Here is a 20,625-nt window from a genome sequence, read left to right on the forward strand (position 1 = left end):
GAACACTTTTTACTTCGATTTATCCCCAACAAAATAATCGTTCGAGTTTTTGAACAGCACGTTAAAAGTGGTCAAACTCCCATAAATTCTGGTGATGTATTGTTGCAAATCAATTTTCTCGGCTTCGTCAAGATTGCTCGCATTAATCTTTTGTTCCATAACTCTTATTCTATCGCGAACCATCGTAATTTTATGAAAAAAAGTATCAATTGGCACTTCTTTATTTTGAGTATTCGTTCCTGGTTCAAGAATAATTTTACCGCCTTTCCACTTATCGGCAATGGGAACTATTTGAGAAACATCGCTCCATTTTTGCAGCAAATTCTTTAAGGATTTTTCTATATCACGAAAACTAACCGAATCCACTTCGTCCTCAACCGCTTCGATAATTTCAAAATCGCTGTCCAATTCAATGGTTTCCAATCCGTTTTCTATAAAAGTAACCCAATAATGTTTCGAAGTTACATTGGTTACTACTCCAAGTCCAAATTCTGGATGTTTTATCCTTGAGCCAATTCCTAGTATATTCATCTTTTAATTTTTATCCAAATATAAAAAAATATTTTTTCCCCATAGTGAAAAGATTAAATTTCGGGCAAGGGATAATTATTAAATCGAATTCTATTGTTGTAACTTTGCGTTTTGCCAAAATTCTATGCTAGAAAACGATAACAACATTGAAGTATTGGGTGCGCGAGTGCACAATCTAAAAAATATAGACGTCCGCATTCCAAGGGAAAAATTGGTGGTGATTACGGGACTTTCGGGTTCCGGAAAATCATCTCTGGCTTTCGACACCATTTATGCCGAAGGACAACGCCGTTACGTGGAAACTTTTTCGGCTTATGCTAGACAGTTTTTGGGTGGTTTAGAACGTCCCGATGTGGACAAAATTGATGGGCTTTCCCCCGTTATTGCCATCGAACAGAAAACCACCAGTAAAAGTCCACGCTCTACCGTTGGAACCATTACAGAGATTTATGATTTCCTACGGTTGCTGTATGCCCGCGCCGCCGATGCGTATAGTTACAACACGGGCGAAAAAATGGTTTCCTATGACGATGACCAAATCAAGGAATTGATTACCCAAGATTTTGCAGGGAAACGCATCAATATTCTCGCACCAATTATTCGTGCCAGAAAAGGACATTACGCCGAATTATTCCAGCAAATTGCCAAACAAGGTTTCTTAAAAGTCCGTATTAATGGCGAAATAAAAGACATTACTACAGGAATGAAACTCGACCGTTACAAAACCCACGACATCGAAATCGTGATTGACAGAATGGTTATTGAAGATTCCGCAGATAACGAAAAACGCCTGAGCGAAAGCATCAAAACAGCGATGTATCACGGCGAAAATGTGCTGATGATTTTAGACCAAGATTCGAATGAAATTCGGTTTTTTAGTCGGAATTTAATGTGTCCCACAACCGGAATTTCCTATCAAAATCCGGAACCAAATTTATTTTCGTTCAACTCACCAAAAGGTGCTTGCGACCATTGCAAAGGATTGGGAACGGTGAATGAAATTAACATTAAAAAGATAATTCCCAATCCGAAATTATCCATAAACAAAGGTGGTTTTGCCCCCTTGGGCGAATACAAAAGCAGTTGGATGTTCAAACAATTGGAAATCATCGGCGAGAAATATGGTTTCAAATTAACTGATCCCATTTCGGCGATTTCCGAGGAAGCAATGGAAATGATTTTGAATGGTGGCAAAGAAAAATTCTCGGTCGAATCGAAAGTTTTGGGAGTGACTAAAGAATACAAAATTGAATTTGAAGGGATTTCGCATTTTATCAAAAACCAACACGACGAAAGTGGCTCTACCACCATAAAACGTTGGGCTAAAGAATTTATGGACGAGGTAAAATGCCCGGTTTGCGAAGGTTCACGATTAAAAAAAGAAGCTTTATTTTTTAAAATCAATGAGAAAAGCATAACCGAATTATGTGATATGGATATTTCGGATGTAACGGCCTGGTTTCTGGATTTGAACGCTCATTTATCCGATAAACAAAAAACAATAGCCACGGAAGTCATCAAGGAAATCAAGGATCGATTGGCTTTTTTGATGAACGTGGGCTTGGATTATCTGGCTTTAAGCCGAAGCTCGAAATCACTTTCCGGCGGCGAAGCGCAACGCATCCGATTGGCGACACAAATTGGATCGCAGCTGGTGGGCGTTTTGTATATCTTGGATGAACCGAGCATTGGTTTGCACCAAAGAGACAACGACAAATTGATTCATTCTTTGGAACAATTGCGCGATATTGGCAACTCGATCATTGTGGTCGAACATGATAAAGATATGATTCTTCGTGCCGATTACGTGATTGATATTGGTCCAAAAGCAGGAAAACACGGTGGCGAAATTATTAGTAAAGGAACGCCTGCGGAAATTTTGAAAGACCACACTTTGACGGCTTCATACTTGAATGGAGAAATGGAAATTGAGGTTCCCAAAAAACGTCGGGAAGGCAATGGAAATTTCCTAAAACTGACTGGAGCGACAGGAAACAATTTGAAAAACGTATCGATAGAATTGCCTTTGGGCAAAATGATTTGCGTGACAGGCGTTTCGGGAAGCGGGAAATCGACATTGATTAACGAAACCCTTTACCCTATTTTGAACGCCTATTATTTTAACGGTGTCAAAAAAGCGAAACCGTACAAAAAAATCGAAGGCTTGGAACATATCGACAAAGTGATTGACATTGACCAAAGTCCGATTGGGCGAACGCCTCGCTCGAATCCTGCGACGTACACCGAAGTTTTTACGGAAATTAGAAACCTGTTTACGATGACTTCGGAAAGTATGATTCGCGGTTATAAAGCGGGGCGTTTTAGTTTTAATGTCAAAGGCGGACGCTGCGAAACCTGTGAAGGCTCTGGCGTGAGAACGATTGAAATGAACTTCTTGCCCGATGTCTACGTGGAATGCGAAACCTGTCAGGGCAAACGTTTCAACAGGGAAACTTTGGAAATTCGGTACAAGGGAAAATCCATTTCGGATGTATTGAATATGACGGTGGATGAAGCCGTTCCTTTCTTTGAGATGATTCCGAAGATATACCGAAAAGTAAAAACCATCCAGGATGTTGGTTTGGGTTATATTACACTTGGTCAACAAAGTACAACACTTTCGGGTGGAGAAGCGCAACGCATTAAATTGGCTGGAGAATTATCGAAAAAAGATACCGGAAATACGTTTTACATTCTGGACGAACCCACGACCGGTTTGCATTTTGAGGACATTCGGGTGTTGATGGAAGTGATTAATAAACTGGTCGATAAAGGGAATACGATTTTGATTATCGAACACAATATGGACGTGATAAAACTGGCCGATTACATCATAGACATTGGTCCAGAAGGTGGAAAAGGTGGCGGAATGGTCGTTGCCAAAGGAACTCCGGAAGAAGTCGCTAAAAATAAGAAAAGTTATACAGCTCAGTTTTTAAAAAAAGAGTTACTTTAGCTAAAGCTTCCTGCCTTTTGAAGGCTGGAAGCTTTATTAAAAAATACAAAAAAATGAGATTACAAGATTTTGACAATGACGAAGAAAAAGTAATACAGGATAAATTTAAAAGAAAAACCTGGAACGAGATTCGGACTAATGATAGCTGGGCAATTTTCAAGATTATGGCCGAGTTTGTAAGTGGCTATGAAAATATGGCAAGAATAGGTCCTTGTGTTACCATTTTTGGTTCAGCAAGAAAAAAACCAGAGGATAAATATTATTTATTGGCCGAAAAAATAGCTTATAAAATTAGCAAAGCCGGCTACGGAATCATTACTGGCGGTGGCCCAGGAATCATGGAAGCGGGTAATAAAGGGGCTCATCTGGGCGGAGGAACTTCAGTGGGATTGAATATTGAATTGCCCTTTGAGCAACATTTTAATCCCTATATTGACCGAGACAAGAACCTAAATTTTGATTATTTCTTTGTAAGAAAAGTGATGTTCGTGAAATATTCACAGGGGTTTGTAGTTATGCCGGGAGGTTTTGGAACTATGGACGAATTGTTTGAAGCTTTAACTTTAATCCAGACGAAAAAAATTGGAAAATTCCCAATAATATTGGTTGGAACCGCATTTTGGTCAGGACTTATGGAATGGATACGAACGGTTTTGGTAGAACAGGAACAAACTGTAAATGCCGTCGATTTAAATTTATTAAAAATTGTGGATACAGAAGACGAAGTGGTTGAAGTTTTAGATAAATTTTATAAAAAATACGATTTAACACCTAATTTTTAGAAAAAATTAAATTTTCATTTTTCAATTTTAAAAAAAATTAATTGAAATCACTCCCTAAAAATATTATTTTCCTACTTGTTTTGTTAACTTCATTGAAGCAATACGCACAGCACCATTCCCAAATGGATGTTGAAGTGAATTTGGGAAAAAAAGCCTTAACTATTCAGCAGGAAATTATTTTTTATAATCAATCTGAAGACACTTTGACGACGATTGTTTTGAATGATTGGAATAATGCATATTCCTCTAAAACAACGCCCTTAGCTAAACGATTTTCTGACGAATTTTATAGAGGCTTTTATTTAGCACCCGAAAATGAAAGAGGAAGCACGAATATCATAAATATTTCAGCGACTGATAAAACGAACTTTTCTTGGGAAAGAACCGAAAATAACCCCGATTTTATAATTGTAAAATTGGGCACTAAATTAGCTCCAAATCATAAAATTACATTGCATCTTACTTATGTTGTAAAGGTTCCCACTGATAAATTTACACATTACGGTTATACCGATAATGGCGGAATGTACCTGAGAAACTGGTTCCTTACTCCCGCACGTTATGAAAATCATGCTTTTATTAAATACAACAATTATAATCTGGATGATATTGCTAATGCCGTTTCAGATTTTGATATTGTGTTCAGGATTCCTAGCCCGTCAGGCAGGCAGACAAAAAACATAGAACTGACAACAGATTTGGACAGTGAGAAAACAACTCAGGTTGAAAATTATTCAATTTACAGACTAAAGGGAAGTAACAAAACCGATTTCAGTATTTATGTAGAGCCAAAATTAAGTTTTCTCAGCTACAAAAACAGTTCAGTTGAAGTCCTAACAAATCTAAAAGGGTACAAGGCTGACGAAATCCAAAAAGCGATTGTAATAGACAGAATTGTAAACTTTACAAACCAATTAATTGGGAAATCCCCTCATGAAAAAATCACTGTATCTCAAGCTGATTATGATCGAAATCCTTTCTATGGACTGAACCAGATGCCCACTTTTTTAGTTCCGTTTCCAGATAACTTCCTTTTTGAAATTAAATTTTTAAAAACCTATTTAAACAATTATCTAAAAAACAATTTGAAGCTTGACCCGAGAAAAGACAGTTGGATTTATGACGGAATTCAAATATATACAATGGTAAGATATGTTGAAGAAAATTATCCAAATTGTAAGATGACAGGTAGCATTTCGAATCGTAAGTTATTCAAAGGAATTCACTTATTGAATTTAGATTTTAACGAGCAATACAGTTATTTTTATTTGCTGATGGCCCGAAAAAATTTAGATCAGCCTCTTTCATACCCAAAAAACAAATTAATAAAATTCAACGAACAAATAGCGAGTAAATATAGGGCAGGTTTGAGTTTAATTTATTTGGATGATTTTCTTGGACAACCTTTTATGTCCAATAGTATAACGCAATTTCATACTCTGAACCATAAAAGTCAAACTACAGGAAATGATTTTGAAAACCTGTTAAAATCGAATACAAATAAAGACATTAACTGGTTTTTTAATATCATTATAAATTCACGTGAAATCATTGATTACTCGTTTTCGAAAGTATCAAAAACCAAAGACAGTGTTTCGTTTTCTTTAAAAAATAATACTAGAGTTTTAGTTCCAATTCCAATTTATGGAATAAAAAATGACACTATCGTTTTTAAGAAATGGATAGAACCCATAAAAGAAGACAGCGTTTATACATTGGAAAGAAAAGAGGCCAAGAAAATTGTTATAAACTTTAAAAATGAAGTTCCTGAATTCAATTTAAGAAATAACTGGAAAAAAATTGAAGGTTTTTTTCCGAATAATCGCCCCATAAAATTTGCCTTTATGAAGGATTTAGAAGATCCTTTTTACAATCAGGTAATTTATGCTCCATTATTAACATTCAACGCTTATGATGGTCTTTCGCCTGGTATTAGATTCCACAACAGAGCTATTTTAAACAGACCATTTGTTTATGACATTAACCCTACTTATTCCTTAAAATCAAAGACAATAACTGGTGCTGCTGTTTTTGTTTTTAATCAGGATTTCAGAAACAGTAATTTGTACAACTTAAAATATACTGTTGGCACTTCCTATTTTCATTATGCACCAGATGCCACTTATTTTAAAATAAACCCAATGATTTTAATGCAATTTCGCCAAGATGACTATAGAGATAATCGAAAACAAATATTACTTTTTAGACAAGTAATTATTAATCGGGAAAAGAGTGCCATAGTTATTGATAGCTCACTTCAGAATTATTCAGTTTTTGATGCAAAATACATAAACTCAAGGACGGAACTTACGAATCATATTAGCTTTGTGGAAGACATTCAGTTTTCGGGTGAATTTGGTAAAATATCGACCGAAATTCAATATAGAAAACTCTTTGAAAATAATCATAAAATTGACTTACGGATGTATGCCGGAAGCTTTTTATACAATAATTCAAATTCCGACTTTTTTAGCTTTGCCTTAGACCGACCTACAGATTATCTTTTTGACTATCCCTACCTTGGAAGATCTTCCAGCGCAGGGATTGTAAGTCAGGAATTTATCATGGCTGAAGGCGGATTCAAATCTAAACTTGGCATACCTTATGCTAACCAATGGATTACCACTTTAAATGGCAGTTATTCACTTTGGAACTGGATAGAAGCTTATGGAGATGTGGGTTTTGTTAAAAATAAAATACAAAATACAAAATTTTTCTATGACAGTGGTATTCGACTCAATTTACTAACTGATTATTTTGAGTTATATTTCCCGCTATATTCCAGTAAAGGATGGGAAATAGCACAGCCTCATTATAGCGAGACTATACGATTTGTAGTGACACTCTATCCCGAAAAACTAATATCGCTATTTACACGAAAATGGTTTTAATTGAATCCTATCCTGTAATGCCACAGGTTATTTTAAATTATTATCAATAATATTTAATTTTACATAAATATTACACAACAAAAAAGTCATATATTAAAAATAAATTATTAAAAATTAAATTCTATTTCTTTCAATGAATTATGAAAATAGCTAGTTTTTAATTAAATTTGCCCTCAAAGTTATACTTTCTAATTATGATAAAAGAAGAAACCAATACTACATTGACATTTGAAGACTTCAAAACCGAAGTGTTGAAAGATTACAAAATAGCAATCACAAGTAGAGAATGTAGCCTGTTGGGACGTAAGGAAGTATTGACCGGAAAGGCTAAATTTGGAATTTTTGGCGACGGAAAAGAAGTTCCCCAGTTAGCAATGGCTAAATTTTTTAAAAACGGCGACTTCCGCTCGGGGTATTATCGCGATCAGACTTTTATGATGGCAATTGGTGAATTAACAATTCAGGAATTCTTTGCCGGATTATACGGTCACACCGATATTAATCAAGAACCTATGTCAGCCGGAAGGCAAATGGGTGGTCATTTTATGACGCATAGCTTAAATGAGGATGGCAGTTGGAAAGATTTAACCAAACAAAAAAATTCCAGTGCCGATATTTCTCCCACAGCCTCTCAAATGCCTAGAATGTTGGGATTGGCACAAGCATCAAATATATACCGAAGCATCCCTGAGCTTGCCGATAAATCGAATTTCTCGGTAAATGGAAATGAAATTTCTTGGGGGACCATTGGAAATGCAAGTACTTCTGAAGGCTTATTTTTTGAAACCATAAATGCAGCAGGAGTTCTTCAAGTTCCAATAATTTTAAGTGTTTGGGACGATGAATACGGTATCTCCGTTCACGCAAAATACCAAACCACAAAAGAAAGTATTTCCGAAATTTTAAAAGGATATCAACGTGATGAAAATAACAATGGTTTTGAAATTTTAAAAGTAAAAGGTTGGGATTATCCAAGTTTGATAGAAACTTATGAGAAAGCTGCTGATTTAGCCCGTGAACAACACGTTCCTGTGCTTATTCACGTTAATCAATTGACACAACCACAAGGACATTCCAGTTCCGGCTCGCACGAGAGATATAAAGACTCCACAAGACTGGATTGGGAAAAAGATTTTGATTGTATCAGACAAATGAAATTATGGATGATAGCTATCAATATTGCATCTCCTGAAGAAATCGAAGAAATAGATTCAAAAATAAAAAAAGAAGTCCTCGAAGGAAAAAAAGCTGCTTGGGATGCATACATAGACCCTATTATTGATAACCAAAGAGAACTAGTTGCATTGTTGGAAAAAATAGCTCCGGCAAGCCAAAATAAAGATAGCATTCTAAAACTTACCGCTAATTTAAGTAAAATAAAAATTCCTCTAAAAAAGGAGATTCTTGTAACGGCTCGCAAAGTTTTGCGAATGATCATCAATGAAAACAGCAAACCTGAATTATCAGCTTGGATTACTTCATACATCAAGAAAAGTCAGCCAAAATTCAGCAGTCATTTGTATTCAGAATCCCGTTCGAATGTGTTTTCCGTGAAAGAAGTTTTACCTGAATACGCAGATGATGCCAAAGAAGAGACAGATGGCCGAATGATTTTACGTGATAATTTTGATGTTCTTTTTACAAATTATCCAGAAGTATTAATTTTTGGCGAAGATGCCGGTAGCATTGGTGATGTGAATCAGGGTCTAGTAGGACTACAAGATAAATTTGGGGAAACCCGTGTTGCTGATGTTGGAATCAGAGAAGCCTCCATTATTGGTCAGGGAATAGGAATGGCACTGCGCGGACTACGTCCAATTGCTGAAATTCAGTATTTAGATTATTTATTATATGGTGTTCAGATTCTGAGCGATGATTTGGCCACTTTACAATATCGAACTTCCGGAAAACAAAAAGCACCTCTTATCATCAGGACTCGTGGACATCGATTAGAAGGTATCTGGCATTCTGGCTCGCCTATGGGAATGCTAGTCAATGCTTTAAGAGGAATTCATATTTTAGTTCCAAGAAATATGACTAAAGCGGCAGGTTTTTATAACACATTGTTAGAATGTGACGAACCTGCTCTTGTTGTCGAATGCCTGAATGGTTACCGTCTAAAAGAAAAAACACCACTCAATTATGGCGAATTCAGAACACCAATTGGCGTAGTTGAAACCATAAAAAAAGGAACTGATATTACTTTGGTTTCTTATGGTTCTACACTTAGATTAGTGGAAGAAGCCGCAAAAGAGCTCATCGAAGTAGGTATTGATTGTGAAATAATCGACATTCAATCTTTGCTTCCGTTTGATGTGAATCACGATATTGTAAAAAGTATTGCCAATACGAATCGACTCTTAGTAATCGACGAAGATGTTCCCGGCGGAGCTTCAGCTTACATTTTACAACAAATTATAGAAAATCAGGATGGCTATAATCAGCTGGACAGTAAACCGCAAACCTTGACGTCAAAAGCGCACAGACCTGCTTATGGCACTGATGGCGACTATTTTTCAAAACCTTCTATCGAAGACATTTTTGAAAAAGTATATGCGATGATGAATGAAGTAAACCCGGAGAAGTATCCAGTTTTATATTAGAGAATAATTCTACAAAAAATTAAAACCATTAAGAAATTAAGTTATTGCACTTAATCTTAATGGTTTTCTTTTTGGTGTAAAGTCGTCGAAATGACAATACAACTCACACTATTTTACTTTAGTATTTTCAGTTTTTTCAGGGTTTTATCAATAACCTGGTTTATTTCGATAGAAATTACAAATCTATAGTTGAGATAAACATAGGCAATCGTCAACAATATTGATTTCAAAACTATTGAAATAATTGGATTAAATGGGAACTCCCAAAAGTAAAACACAAGAAACAAAAATAATGTAAGTGCTATAGAATATAAGGTTTGATTGGTAAAAGGATATAGATCCAATTTTTTAACCACAAAAAGCAATTTGGCCAAACTGTATAAAGTAATAGACAATAAAGTGGCAAAAGCCGAACCAATAATACCAAAAATTGGAATGAAAATCATATTTAACACTACCGTTAAAATAACCAAGACCACTCCCAAAAACAACACAGTTCGATAGTATTTTGTATTGAAAATAATAGCATTATTATTCCCCAAAATCAAGTCAAAATATTTAGAGAGACCAATCATAAAAACAACCAAAATTCCTCCTGCATATTCCGGTGGAACCATTTCATAAAGCTTATTGATATTCACAAAAATGCCCAACATTACATATCCACCCACCATTTGGAGATTTATTGAGGTCTTTTTGTACAAGATATTCATTTCATCGTGTTTGTTTTCGTGCATCAGTTTGGCCGTAATTGGATATACAATTTGATGCATAGCACGACTTGGAACGGAAATAACCAAAGCAATATAAGTTGCCACCGAATAAAAGGCAATATTTTCGATATTCATATATTGATTCAATATCATTTTATCACCATCCAAAAGTAAATTAGCTACACTTCCTGACAAAATAATATAAAAAGTGTAGGTTAAGATATCTTTAGTGTTTTTTGGAATTGTGAATTGAAAATTTGGTTTTTGAATACTAAATGCATAGAACATTGTGACCAATAATGCCAAAAAGTACAGTCCTGCCGTAGCATATACAAAACCTTCGACAGAAAGCAATTTATAATAAACTCCAATTAATAAGAAAAGTGAAAACGTTCGCAAACCTACCTCTTTGATAAAATTTCCAAAAACAGAATGCATATGAACCCGCAACCAAGCATAAAAAATTTCGAAATACGCCATACACAAAGCAATGAACGGAATAAGCCAAATATACTCTTTGACCACTGCATTCTTTTTGGACAAGAAGAATAAAATCTCGTCATAAAAGACAAACCCAATCAATACTAATGGAATTATTAATAACAAGGGAAACAAAACCGTAAAGGATAAAAACCGGGATCGTTCTGCATCCGTTTCATATTGTGAATAAAATTTAACCAATGTGTTTTGCATTCCAATAGCAAACAAAGGCATAATTACATTGGCACTGGAAGTGATGTAATTCGTTAAACCATAAAAAGTTGCTCCAAGAAAAACCGGGTACAAATAAATGGTGTTGATACCTCCAATCGCAAAACCGATGTATGTTATTATGGTATTTTTAAACGACTGATTTAATACTATTCCCATTGTTTGTTATTGCGAGACTAAGTAACCTCTTTATATTATTTATTTAAGATTTCGACCAATTTTACTGTCAGACTCTTTCTGGAATATTGCTGTAAACCCACAGCGTTTGATTGTAGTTTTCCTTCCAAAAATTGATTGTAATAGCCCAAAAGTACACTTTTTAGTTTCATCTTTTCGAAATAGTCAAAAAATACGCCCGTGTTGGTATTGGTAATGATTTCGGCAAAGTCAGAACCGCGTGGGCCAATGGCAATAATCGGTCTGCCCGAAACCATATATTCGAATAATTTTCCTGGAATAATACTTTTGGTGTCTTCTGAATTGATTTCAATAAGCAACAACACCTGAGATTTCCGTTGATGGGCAATCGCTTCGGAATGCGAAACATATCCCAAGTTGTTCAAATACGGATTCAATCCAAATTGATCAATGGTTTCCAATACTTCCTGACTCACCGCTCCTATTAATTTTATTTCCAAATAGTATTTAAAATCAGGAATTTCACTAATTAATTCTACCAAACTTTCCCATAACATTTTAGGATTTCTCTCGGAAAGAAAAGAACCAATATGTGCCAAAGAAAATTTAGCATCTAATGCTTGTTTCACGACATTTTCAGTGTCATAACCATTGGTAATTACTTCGATTGGCTTAGTTGTAATGGCTTGAAATTCGGTTTTTGTGGTATTGCTGGTCACAATAATAGTGTCGGCAGCATTCAGCACTAGATGTTCCAATAATTTGTGTTTTCTGGCAGCATAATTCGACAATCGCAAGGATTTGTGATAGCCAATGGTTGTCCACGGATCACGAAAATCAGCAAACCATTTAACGCCCAATTTTTGTTTTAATTCCAGTCCAATAAGGTGCAAACTGTGAGGCGGTCCCGAAGTGACAATCGTATCAATTTCATTTTCGACAATGTATTTTTCCAAAAATGCAACCGAAGGTTTTACCCAAAATACTCGTGCATCGGGAATAAACAAATTCCCCCGAATCCAAAGAAATACTTTATCCAAAAAGGATTGTTTTTTTTGGTTTGGAATAATTCCAGAACTGATTTTTTTGGTTTTATTCTTCGAAAGAAATGAAGCCAGTTGATAAGGCTCAAAAATTTTATGTTTTAAAATAATCGCTTTATCTGAAACTTCATTTACCAAGTTCTCATCAACAATAGGATACGTTGGATTTTCAGGAATATAAACGATTGGTTGAATACCAAAATCCGGTAAATATTTCACAAACTTCAACCAACGCTGAACTCCTGGCCCGCCAGCTGGTGGCCAATAATAGGTGATGATGAGAAGTTTTTCTGGTTTCAAGTTTATGGTTTTGAGCTAGGTATTCCTATTTTTATTCTTTTTTGTCATTAAGTTTACTCAACTCTTCAATATCTAATTGATCTTTTAATCTGTTACAAGCTTTTTTTGTTTTAATCAAACTAGTATAATCTAAAAAATAAACAGGAATTTCTTGTAAAATAACAATTGTGGCATCTTGAAATAAGTTGTCGAAATTTTCATTCTCTAAACCTTTAACCGAAGTCATCACATCCAATCTCAAATCATACGAAATAGTAAAATCTGTGAATCCTGCAACAAATTGCATTGTTTCAATTTGAGGAAAATCACCTATTCCAATGGAAGCAAAAGCCAAACGCAAATTTTTTCTATTCTCTAATGTATCTTCTAATAAAATATCAATATCCCCAGTATTTCTAGTATAACCATAAATATTTACAGCTAAACCACCAATGGTCAAATAACGAACATTATTTTCGTTGAATACTTTCCAAATATTTAAAATTTCTTGAAGCATTATTTTTTCTGAATAATTCTTGGAGCAGTTTTCAGGGCATAAGAAAGTTCGACCAATGCCATAAATCTTTCAATCCTTTCAGAATACAACTTTTGCAAATCAGAAGATTTGTTAGAGGCTTGTTTCCTTTGAGTTATGCTTTTTATTTTGTTTTGAGATTTCATATTCAAATGTACAATTTTAGAAAGTCATTTAATCTATTCTCTTTACTCTTGTTTCTTTTTTCTTTGCTCAAAATAAACACCACCTATCAACAAAAACAACATTCCTATGGAACTTATTAGTGTAATCGTGCTTCCGGTTTTTATTACTTGAGGTTCAAACTTGAATTCTATGACGTGTTTTCCTGCAGGAACTTCCATTGCTCGTAAAACATAATCTACAAGAAAATGATCCGTTTTTTTGCCATCAATATAGGCATTCCAACCTTTTTCATAATAAATTTCGGAGAAAACAGCCAATCCTTTTCCAGAGTTTTCAGAAGTATATTTTAAGTAATTCGGTTTATAGATATCCAATTTTATGGTTCCGTTTGTATCCCAATTCTCATGTAAACGAACGCTCTCTAATTTTGAACCAAAATGATGAACATTGAAAACTGCAACTTTTTTGGTATCCAAATGACCCAATGCTTTCATTACATCATCTGGCTTATTTACCAATTTTAAATCCTCCACAAACCAAGCATTTCCATTGGCATTCGGATTTTGAACCGGGAACGAATTGCCAGTAGAATCGGTTTGAATAATATATTTCACATTCAACATATTGAGAATCCCGATATTATTTTTTGCAATTTGATAATCGAATAATTGTTGCATTCTTCTTGGTTTCACTGCACTGTAACCTCCAATCGATTTATGAAAATAAGAGGCTCTGGCACTTGATAAGTTACCCGAAACTTCAAATACTCTATAGTGAGTAGTATCCTGCAAAATTTGCGCGTCAGCAGGGGTTTCTTGAAAAGGAACCTCAACTTCTCTTTTACTCACAAAATCTTTGCCTGAAACATATTTTTTATCCACAAAAAACAAATCGAAAATTATCAATAATCCCACTAAAATAATTGTCGTATTTTGGGCTAATTTATTTTTGATAAACAACCAAAAAACTCCTGCCACAAGCAACATAAAGAAACCCGAGCGCAATAAATCGGCGGAGTAAAGTGTCATTCTATCCGCTTTAAGCGCATCTACAAAACCTGGCCCATAGCTTTCTCTGAAATAACTGTCGTTTGTTCCCGCAAAACTGAAACTGCCTTTGAGTAAAAACAATCCAATAATAATTCCAAAACCTACCGCAGCAGATTGCCACAATGCTTTAAACTGAGACACTTTTTCCAATTTAAAAAAGGATTGCAAGCCCATAATAGCCAAAACTGGAAAACACAATTCCAAGATAACCTGTATCGATGAAACGGCTCTGAACTTGTTGAACATTGGCACACTATCAATGAAAAAATTAGTCAAAATCGGGAAATTTTTCCCCCAAGAAAGCACTAAAGCAAAGATGGCTCCGGAGAGGAATACATATTTAATTTTTCGCTTATCTGTAAATAATGCCAAAATTCCCAAAAAGAAAACCACAATCCCAATATAAGCAGGCGCAGCAACAATGGGCTGATCTCCCCAATACGTTGGCATTCCCGAAACAAAATCATTGGCTTGTGCTTCTGGAACTCCCTGACCCATCATAAATGAATACATATTACTGTCTTTACCCAATGCTTCACTATTTGAACCTCCAAAAAGTCTTGGCGCAATCAAATTAAAACTTTCGGCAATTCCATAACTGTATTCCGTAATATAATCACGAGACAAGGCACTATTGCTAACATTTTTTGTACCATCGGCATTAAAAGTCAATTCGCTTTTTCCGCGTGTGCTGAAATTGGCATATTCGGCTGTAGCCAATAAATTCGTAGCATTGGCTCCAATGGCAAAAATTCCGGCTATTGCCAAAACTCCAAATGAAGTCAGAAGCGATTTATACTGCTTTTCTTTTACCGCCTGATACATAAAATAACCCGATAATAGCAGCAAGAAAATTAATAAATAATAGGTCATTTGAAAGTGATTGGCATTGATTTCCAATGCTACGGCAAACATGGTCAACAATCCGCCCCAAATATATTTCCTTTGAAAAACCATTATAAAACCCGCAATAACCAACGGCATATACCCAATGGCATGGGCTTTGGCATTATGCCCGACACCCAGAATAATGATCAAATAAGTTGAAAAACCAAAAGCAAGTGCCCCAAAAAAGGCTTTGAGCGGATCAACTTTTAAAACCAATAATAAACCATAAAATCCAAGAAAATACAAAAATAAATAATCCGCTGGGCGAGGCAAAAATCGAATAGCATCATCAATCATTCCAATGTAATCGTGGGGATATTTCGCCCCTAATTGATACGTTGGCATTCCGCCAAAAGCTGAATTTGTCCAATACGGTTCTTGATGTTCCGAAGCCCTGAAGTCATTTTGCTCCTTTGCCATTCCGGTATATTGCGAAATATCCGATTGTAAAATTTGTTTTCCCTGCAAAACGGGATAAAAATAAATGAGGGAAATAAATACGAATCCAAGTAGGACTAAGGCGTGCGGATATAACTTTTGAAGTTGCTTCATTAAATGGATTTTGGGTTTTGGTTTGGGTAAATTTAATCTATTTCTTCGTAATCGACATAATCACCTACTTTTTTGGTTTCGCGAGATTTTTTAGCATTAGCAGTATTGATGATGATTTCGTCGTTATTTGGCGTTTTCTGCCAAGAATTACCCTGTGCATTTTGTTGCTGTTTTTGAAAATTTTCACTCGCTTTTTCCACTACTTTTTTCACAACAATAGGAAAAAATAATTTCGCAAAAAATTTAAATACGTAATAAAAGATCATTATATAAAATATATCTCTTATTAAACCTGAAAAAGATGCTTCTTGCATAATCAAATAATTTTTGCAAAATTAACAATTCCAACGTTCAAAATTAAAATATCATTCTTAAATAAATAATAAAATATAGTACATTTGATAAGCGTTATCCTTTTTTAACCTATAAAGACACTATGTACAAAATCAAAACCTTAGTTACTACAGTTTTTTTTATGATTCCGTTGATCCATTATGGCCAACACACCGACCAAATCAACTCGAACAGACCTGGCGAAACAATGTCCGCTTATGCTGTGGGAAAATCCGTTATTCAGGTAGAATCAGGCATTTATGGCATTCAGGAAAATCATAGCATATTAAATTATGACGCCAATGGTTTTGGAATTGATATGACTTTGAGATGGGGATTATTTATGGAAAGACTGGAATTAATTGGTGATTTTCAATACCAATACGAAAAAATTAATTCACCAATTAGCAGCATTGATAAATCAGCGTTTAAACAAACCGTTTTTGGTGCGAAATATTTGATTTATGATCCTTTCAAAAATTACGAAAAACAAATCAATGTGTACAGCTGGAAGGCTAATCATTCTTTTAATTGGCATCAATTGATTCCTGCCATTTCTGTTTTTGCCGGTGCTAATTTTACTTTCTCTGGTAATCCCTATTATTTTTCTCCAGATGCAGCTATTTCTCCAAAAATTATAGCGATTTTCCAAAACCATTTGGGTGACGGAAGCTGGGTTTTTGTGACCAATATTATAGGCGATTACATTGGAACCGATTATCCAAGCTATGGTTATGGAATTACCCTGACCAAAGGTTTCAATCAACATTGGTCTGGTTTCATAGAAAACCAAGGTTATAAAAGTGATTTTTACAGTGATGCCATTGTTCGTGGCGGTGCCGCTTATTTGATTCACGATGACATGCAAATTGATGCTTCCATAAGTTCTAGTTTAAAAACAACACCTTCGATACTGTATGGAGGCATTGGATTTTCTTGGCGTTACGATGCTAATTACAAAGAAATCCGAATGAAAGTAGATACTGGAGATTCGGATAAAAAAGCCAAAAGAAGAGCTAAGAAAACTAAAAAAGGATAAACTCACAACATAAAAATAAATGACAGACATAAAAGAAGCCATCACAAAAAAGGAAATGACCGAATTTGTAAAATTTCCTTTCTCTTTATATAAAGACAACAAATATTGGGTTCCGCCAATCATTGCTGATGAATTGGAATCCTTCGATAAAACCAAGAATCCCGTTTTCGAAAATGCGGAAGCCTATTTTTATTTAGCTTACAAAAACAACGAAATTGTGGGACGAATTGCTGCCATCATCAACTGGGGCGAAGTCAATGACCAGCAAAAGAAAAAAGTTCGTTTTGGTTGGTTTGATGTCATTGATGATATTGAAGTGACAAAAGCTTTATTGGAAAAAGTATACGAGCTAGGTCGGAAAAAAAAATTGGATCACGTTGAAGGCCCAATGGGTTTTTCTAATCTGGACAAAGTGGGCGTTCTCACTGAAGGATTTGACCAAATGGGAACAATGATAACTTGGTACAATCATCCCTATTTTGCTACTCATTTAGAACAATTGGGATTTGTAAAGGAGAAAGAATACATCGAAAATATTTTCCCTTTTTCGAATGTAAAACCAGAATTCTTTGTAAAAGCACAAGCATTAATCAAAAAACGGTATGAACTGACTAGCTTAACCTTTACCAAAACAAAAGACATTATGCCTTATGTAGACAAAATGTTTGATTTGTTTAATGATTCATATGCTAGTTTATCCTCGTTTGTCGCCATTTCTGACATCCAAAAAGAATATTTCAAGAAGAAATACATCAGTTTTATCAATCCGGAATATATTAAATTTGTGATGGACAAGAACAATGATATCGTAGCTTTCAGCATCGTGATGCCGAGTTTTTCGGAAGCGTTACAGAAAGCAAAAGGTAAACTTTTTCCTTTTGGATTTTATCATTTGCTCAAAGCCAGAAAAGATAGTAAAGACGTTGTCTTTTACTTAATAGGAGTTCATCCTGAATACCAAAATAAAGGTGTAACAGCGATTATTTTTGATGAATATTTTAAAACTTTTTCCGAAAAAGGAATTATCAACTGTATCAGAACTCCTGAATTGGAAGAGAATCTGGCCATCTATAATTTATGGAAAAATTTTGATCCAAAAATACATTGCCGAAGGAAAACGTTTATCAAAAACTTATAATTTCAGATTTCACAAATGTAAGAAACAAAAAATCCATTCAAATGGTTTTTTTTTACATTATTTTTCAGTGTTTCCCTTCAATTGAACTGCTTTTGAAAATTATTTGTTTATCAAAATACAAATCCTCTTTACTTACAGGGAAAAGTGATAATTATCCTGATTGTTAACCAATTTAATAATTTTTTTATATTCCCTCACTGCATATACTTATTTTAGTATTTTAAAATTTTTTGGGCTAAACAACAACTTAGAAAAACACATACTCAATATTTGGGGTTCGATAATTTTTTTAAATAAAGAGACAATTATTGTCTCTTTATTTTTTACTTATTTTAAAAGAAAGCTTCTAAAAAAGACTTTGAATTTTCAGCCTGAACTAAATTTATAGTTAATTATTTTTGTAAAAAAATCAATTTATTTAAAACTTGTTATTTGATAATTTTGGAAAAATAGTTAACTCATCGGGAAAACTTGTCTATAATGGTCACTATTTACTGTCGCACCTTTGTACCGTCGATAATGACAAATATAAATTAATAATTATAAAATTTAAAAAATTATGGCACGTATAAATGCTTTAAGTCCGGATGCGACTACAGGAAAATCAAAAGAAATGTTTGATGCAATTCAAGGTAAATTAGGAATGGTTCCTAATATGATGAGAACAATGGGAAATTCTCCTGCCGTTCTTAATGGTTATTTGTCTTTAAGTGGAGCACTTAATGAAAGTTCTATTGGGGGTAAGTTGAATGAACTAATAGCACTTACCGTTGCAAATGCTAACGGTTGTGATTATTGTAATGCAGCCCACACCTATATTGGTGAAAAATTAGTAGGAATTGATGTTGTGTCTATCGATGCTGCCCGTTTTGGACAATCTAAAGATGCTAAAATTGAAGCCGCTTTAATCTTTGCAAAGGAAGTTGTAGCCACCAGAGGTCAAGTAGCTTCTTCTGATATTGAAGATGTAAAAGCAGCTGGTTATGATGATGCCCAGGTTGCTGAAATTGTTGCTGCGGTAGCTTTGAATATTTTTACTAACTACTTTAACAATGTTGCTGAGACAGTTGTTGATTTTCCTAAAGTAACATTGGTTAATCAAATTTAATCTTTAAGCGTGTGAAAAATATAACACCGTTCTATTCTAAAGATGTTAACAGAGTTGTTATATTTTATAGGGAGGTGGGCAAAAAAATTAACCAACTTTAGTTTTATTGCATGGTTATCCCACTTCTTCATACATGTACAGAAATTTGATTAACAACTTGTCTGATTAATATTATTTAATAGCTTCATATTAAACAGTTTATTAAAAGAGTAAGCAACTGGATATGTCTGATTTTGAATGCACTTTTGAAATTACGCCAAAATTGTTTGTCAATGATTAAGCAATTTAAACATTCAAAAGTATAGTTTAAATTTAATGGACTACCGGAAACCTGTTTGATCCAGAATCGCAAGTTCATATCCTGGAAAAGTGCAATCGCTTATTATTTAAAATGGTTGCGCATATGATTGCTTTAGAAAGTTTTGGAGACGAGATAAGTAAAATTATCTAAAAATTTCTTTCAAGAAAAGTAAGTAGATAATATAGAACGTTTTATAATTTGGTTAATTGTTAATCTACAATGTGATTCAAAAGCATTGTAGATTAAATTTTAAATTAAGGTCCAAATTTCTATAGTAATGTATTGATTGAACAAATATAAAGTAAGCAAAAAAAATGAGTATTTTAAGTGATGATATACCGGCGTTGATTTTAATTGATATTCAAAAAGGGTTTGAAGATATTTCCAGTTGGGGAACTGAAAGAAATAATCCTGAAGCTGAAGAGAACGCAAGGATTCTTTTAAATCTTTGGAGGTCAAAAGACTTTCCAATATTTCACATTCAACATTGTTCTTCGGAGCCAGAATCATTATTAAATGAGTCTAACCATGGAAATGACTTTAAAGATATAGTTAGTCCATTAGTGGGTGAAACTATTGTTAAAAAAAATGTCAATAGTGCGTTCATTGGTACGAATCTAAGGAAACTATTGGATACTGAAAATATATCGAAAGTTGTGATTGTGGGGCTAACAACTGATCATTGTGTGTCAACTACAGCCAGAATGGCCGGAAATTATGGATATGAAACCTATGTGGTTTCTGATGCTACAGCCACTTTTGATAAAGTTGGAGTTGATGGGCAATTATTTTCAGCTCAATTAATGCACGAGACAGCGCTTGCAAGCATACACGAAGAATTTGGTCTAGTCGTGAGCACAAAAGAAATTGCTCAACAAATAAATTAAAAAACACGAATAATATTTTTTA

At 34.4% G+C, this 20,625-nt stretch carries 15 protein-coding genes; 8 read left to right on the forward strand and 7 right to left on the reverse strand.

Features of this window, described 5'->3' with window-relative positions; all coding sequences use genetic code 11:
- Positions 1-9: 9 nt before the first annotated feature.
- Positions 10-531 (reverse strand): hypothetical protein, encoded by a 522-nt coding sequence (locus IR213_RS05490; RefSeq protein WP_194311308.1) that lies wholly within the window; start codon positions 529-531, stop codon positions 10-12.
- A 124-nt stretch (positions 532-655) separates the two neighbouring features.
- Between IR213_RS05490 and uvrA the strand changes: the two genes are divergently transcribed.
- From uvrA to IR213_RS05510, 4 genes are all read left to right on the forward strand, one after another.
- On the forward strand, positions 656-3,487 hold the full coding sequence (gene uvrA / locus IR213_RS05495; protein WP_194311309.1) for an excinuclease ABC subunit UvrA: 2,832 nt from the start codon (positions 656-658) through the stop codon (positions 3,485-3,487).
- Between the two features lie 53 nt (positions 3,488-3,540).
- Positions 3,541-4,269: an LOG family protein gene (locus IR213_RS05500; protein ID WP_194311310.1), complete on the forward strand. Its 729-nt coding sequence runs from the start codon at positions 3,541-3,543 to the stop codon at positions 4,267-4,269.
- 41 nt (positions 4,270-4,310) lie between these two features.
- Positions 4,311-7,160 carry a gluzincin family metallopeptidase gene (locus tag IR213_RS05505; RefSeq protein WP_317173119.1) on the forward strand — a complete coding sequence of 950 codons (2,850 nt, stop codon included), beginning with the start codon at positions 4,311-4,313 and terminating at the stop codon, positions 7,158-7,160.
- 194 nt (positions 7,161-7,354) lie between these two features.
- Positions 7,355-9,763 (forward strand): alpha-ketoacid dehydrogenase subunit alpha/beta, encoded by a 2,409-nt coding sequence (locus IR213_RS05510; protein WP_194311311.1) that lies wholly within the window; start codon positions 7,355-7,357, stop codon positions 9,761-9,763.
- A gap of 113 nt (positions 9,764-9,876) precedes the next feature.
- Here IR213_RS05510 and IR213_RS05515 read toward each other — a convergent pair whose 3' ends face one another.
- From IR213_RS05515 to IR213_RS05540, 6 genes are read right to left on the reverse strand one after another with little or no spacing between them, the layout of a single operon-like run.
- A complete protein-coding gene (locus IR213_RS05515) occupies positions 9,877-11,346 on the reverse strand; it encodes a lipopolysaccharide biosynthesis protein (protein ID WP_194311312.1) in 1,470 nt (489 codons plus the stop codon).
- A 35-nt stretch (positions 11,347-11,381) separates the two neighbouring features.
- Entirely contained in the window at positions 11,382-12,668 is a 1,287-nt protein-coding gene (locus IR213_RS05520; RefSeq protein ID WP_194311313.1) for a glycosyltransferase family 4 protein, read from the reverse strand.
- Positions 12,669-12,699: 31 nt separating this feature from the next.
- Positions 12,700-13,164 carry a hypothetical protein gene (locus IR213_RS05525; RefSeq protein ID WP_194311314.1) on the reverse strand — a complete coding sequence of 155 codons (465 nt, stop codon included), beginning with the start codon at positions 13,162-13,164 and terminating at the stop codon, positions 12,700-12,702.
- Positions 13,164-13,328 carry a hypothetical protein gene (locus tag IR213_RS05530; protein WP_194311315.1) on the reverse strand — a complete coding sequence of 55 codons (165 nt, stop codon included), beginning with the start codon at positions 13,326-13,328 and terminating at the stop codon, positions 13,164-13,166. Before IR213_RS05530 ends, IR213_RS05525 begins: the two co-directional genes overlap by 1 nt.
- A gap of 42 nt (positions 13,329-13,370) precedes the next feature.
- Positions 13,371-15,797 carry a YfhO family protein gene (locus IR213_RS05535; protein ID WP_194311316.1) on the reverse strand — a complete coding sequence of 809 codons (2,427 nt, stop codon included), beginning with the start codon at positions 15,795-15,797 and terminating at the stop codon, positions 13,371-13,373.
- Between the two features lie 32 nt (positions 15,798-15,829).
- Positions 15,830-16,111 (reverse strand): DUF4834 family protein, encoded by a 282-nt coding sequence (locus IR213_RS05540; protein WP_194311317.1) that lies wholly within the window; start codon positions 16,109-16,111, stop codon positions 15,830-15,832.
- A 122-nt stretch (positions 16,112-16,233) separates the two neighbouring features.
- Between IR213_RS05540 and IR213_RS05545 the strand changes: the two genes are divergently transcribed.
- From IR213_RS05545 to IR213_RS05560, 4 genes are all read left to right on the forward strand, one after another.
- Positions 16,234-17,169, forward strand: a complete 936-nt coding sequence (locus IR213_RS05545) for a transporter (RefSeq protein WP_194311318.1) — start codon at positions 16,234-16,236, stop codon at positions 17,167-17,169.
- Between the two features lie 19 nt (positions 17,170-17,188).
- Positions 17,189-18,307 carry a GTP cyclohydrolase gene (locus tag IR213_RS05550; RefSeq protein ID WP_194311319.1) on the forward strand — a complete coding sequence of 373 codons (1,119 nt, stop codon included), beginning with the start codon at positions 17,189-17,191 and terminating at the stop codon, positions 18,305-18,307.
- Between the two features lie 559 nt (positions 18,308-18,866).
- Positions 18,867-19,415: a carboxymuconolactone decarboxylase family protein gene (locus tag IR213_RS05555; RefSeq protein WP_194311320.1), complete on the forward strand. Its 549-nt coding sequence runs from the start codon at positions 18,867-18,869 to the stop codon at positions 19,413-19,415.
- A 615-nt stretch (positions 19,416-20,030) separates the two neighbouring features.
- Positions 20,031-20,603, forward strand: a complete 573-nt coding sequence (locus tag IR213_RS05560) for a cysteine hydrolase family protein (protein ID WP_194311321.1) — start codon at positions 20,031-20,033, stop codon at positions 20,601-20,603.
- The last annotated feature ends 22 nt before the right edge of the window (positions 20,604-20,625 follow it).

The sequence above is a fragment of the Flavobacterium soyangense genome (genome assembly GCF_015277675.1).
Taxonomy (GTDB): Bacteria; Bacteroidota; Bacteroidia; order Flavobacteriales; family Flavobacteriaceae; genus Flavobacterium; species Flavobacterium soyangense.

Coding starts and splice junctions, on each gene's coding strand:
- IR213_RS05490 (WP_194311308.1), bottom strand. CDS start 531: ATGAATATACTAGGAATTGGCTCAAGGATAAAACATCCAGAATTTGGA.
- uvrA (WP_194311309.1), top strand. CDS start 656: ATGCTAGAAAACGATAACAACATTGAAGTATTGGGTGCGCGAGTGCAC.
- IR213_RS05500 (WP_194311310.1), top strand. CDS start 3,541: ATGAGATTACAAGATTTTGACAATGACGAAGAAAAAGTAATACAGGAT.
- IR213_RS05510 (WP_194311311.1), top strand. CDS start 7,355: ATGATAAAAGAAGAAACCAATACTACATTGACATTTGAAGACTTCAAA.
- IR213_RS05515 (WP_194311312.1), bottom strand. CDS start 11,346: ATGGGAATAGTATTAAATCAGTCGTTTAAAAATACCATAATAACATAC.
- IR213_RS05525 (WP_194311314.1), bottom strand. CDS start 13,164: ATGCTTCAAGAAATTTTAAATATTTGGAAAGTATTCAACGAAAATAAT.
- IR213_RS05530 (WP_194311315.1), bottom strand. CDS start 13,328: ATGAAATCTCAAAACAAAATAAAAAGCATAACTCAAAGGAAACAAGCC.
- IR213_RS05535 (WP_194311316.1), bottom strand. CDS start 15,797: ATGAAGCAACTTCAAAAGTTATATCCGCACGCCTTAGTCCTACTTGGA.
- IR213_RS05540 (WP_194311317.1), bottom strand. CDS start 16,111: ATGCAAGAAGCATCTTTTTCAGGTTTAATAAGAGATATATTTTATATA.
- IR213_RS05545 (WP_194311318.1), top strand. CDS start 16,234: ATGTACAAAATCAAAACCTTAGTTACTACAGTTTTTTTTATGATTCCG.
- IR213_RS05550 (WP_194311319.1), top strand. CDS start 17,189: ATGACAGACATAAAAGAAGCCATCACAAAAAAGGAAATGACCGAATTT.
- IR213_RS05555 (WP_194311320.1), top strand. CDS start 18,867: ATGGCACGTATAAATGCTTTAAGTCCGGATGCGACTACAGGAAAATCA.
- IR213_RS05560 (WP_194311321.1), top strand. CDS start 20,031: ATGAGTATTTTAAGTGATGATATACCGGCGTTGATTTTAATTGATATT.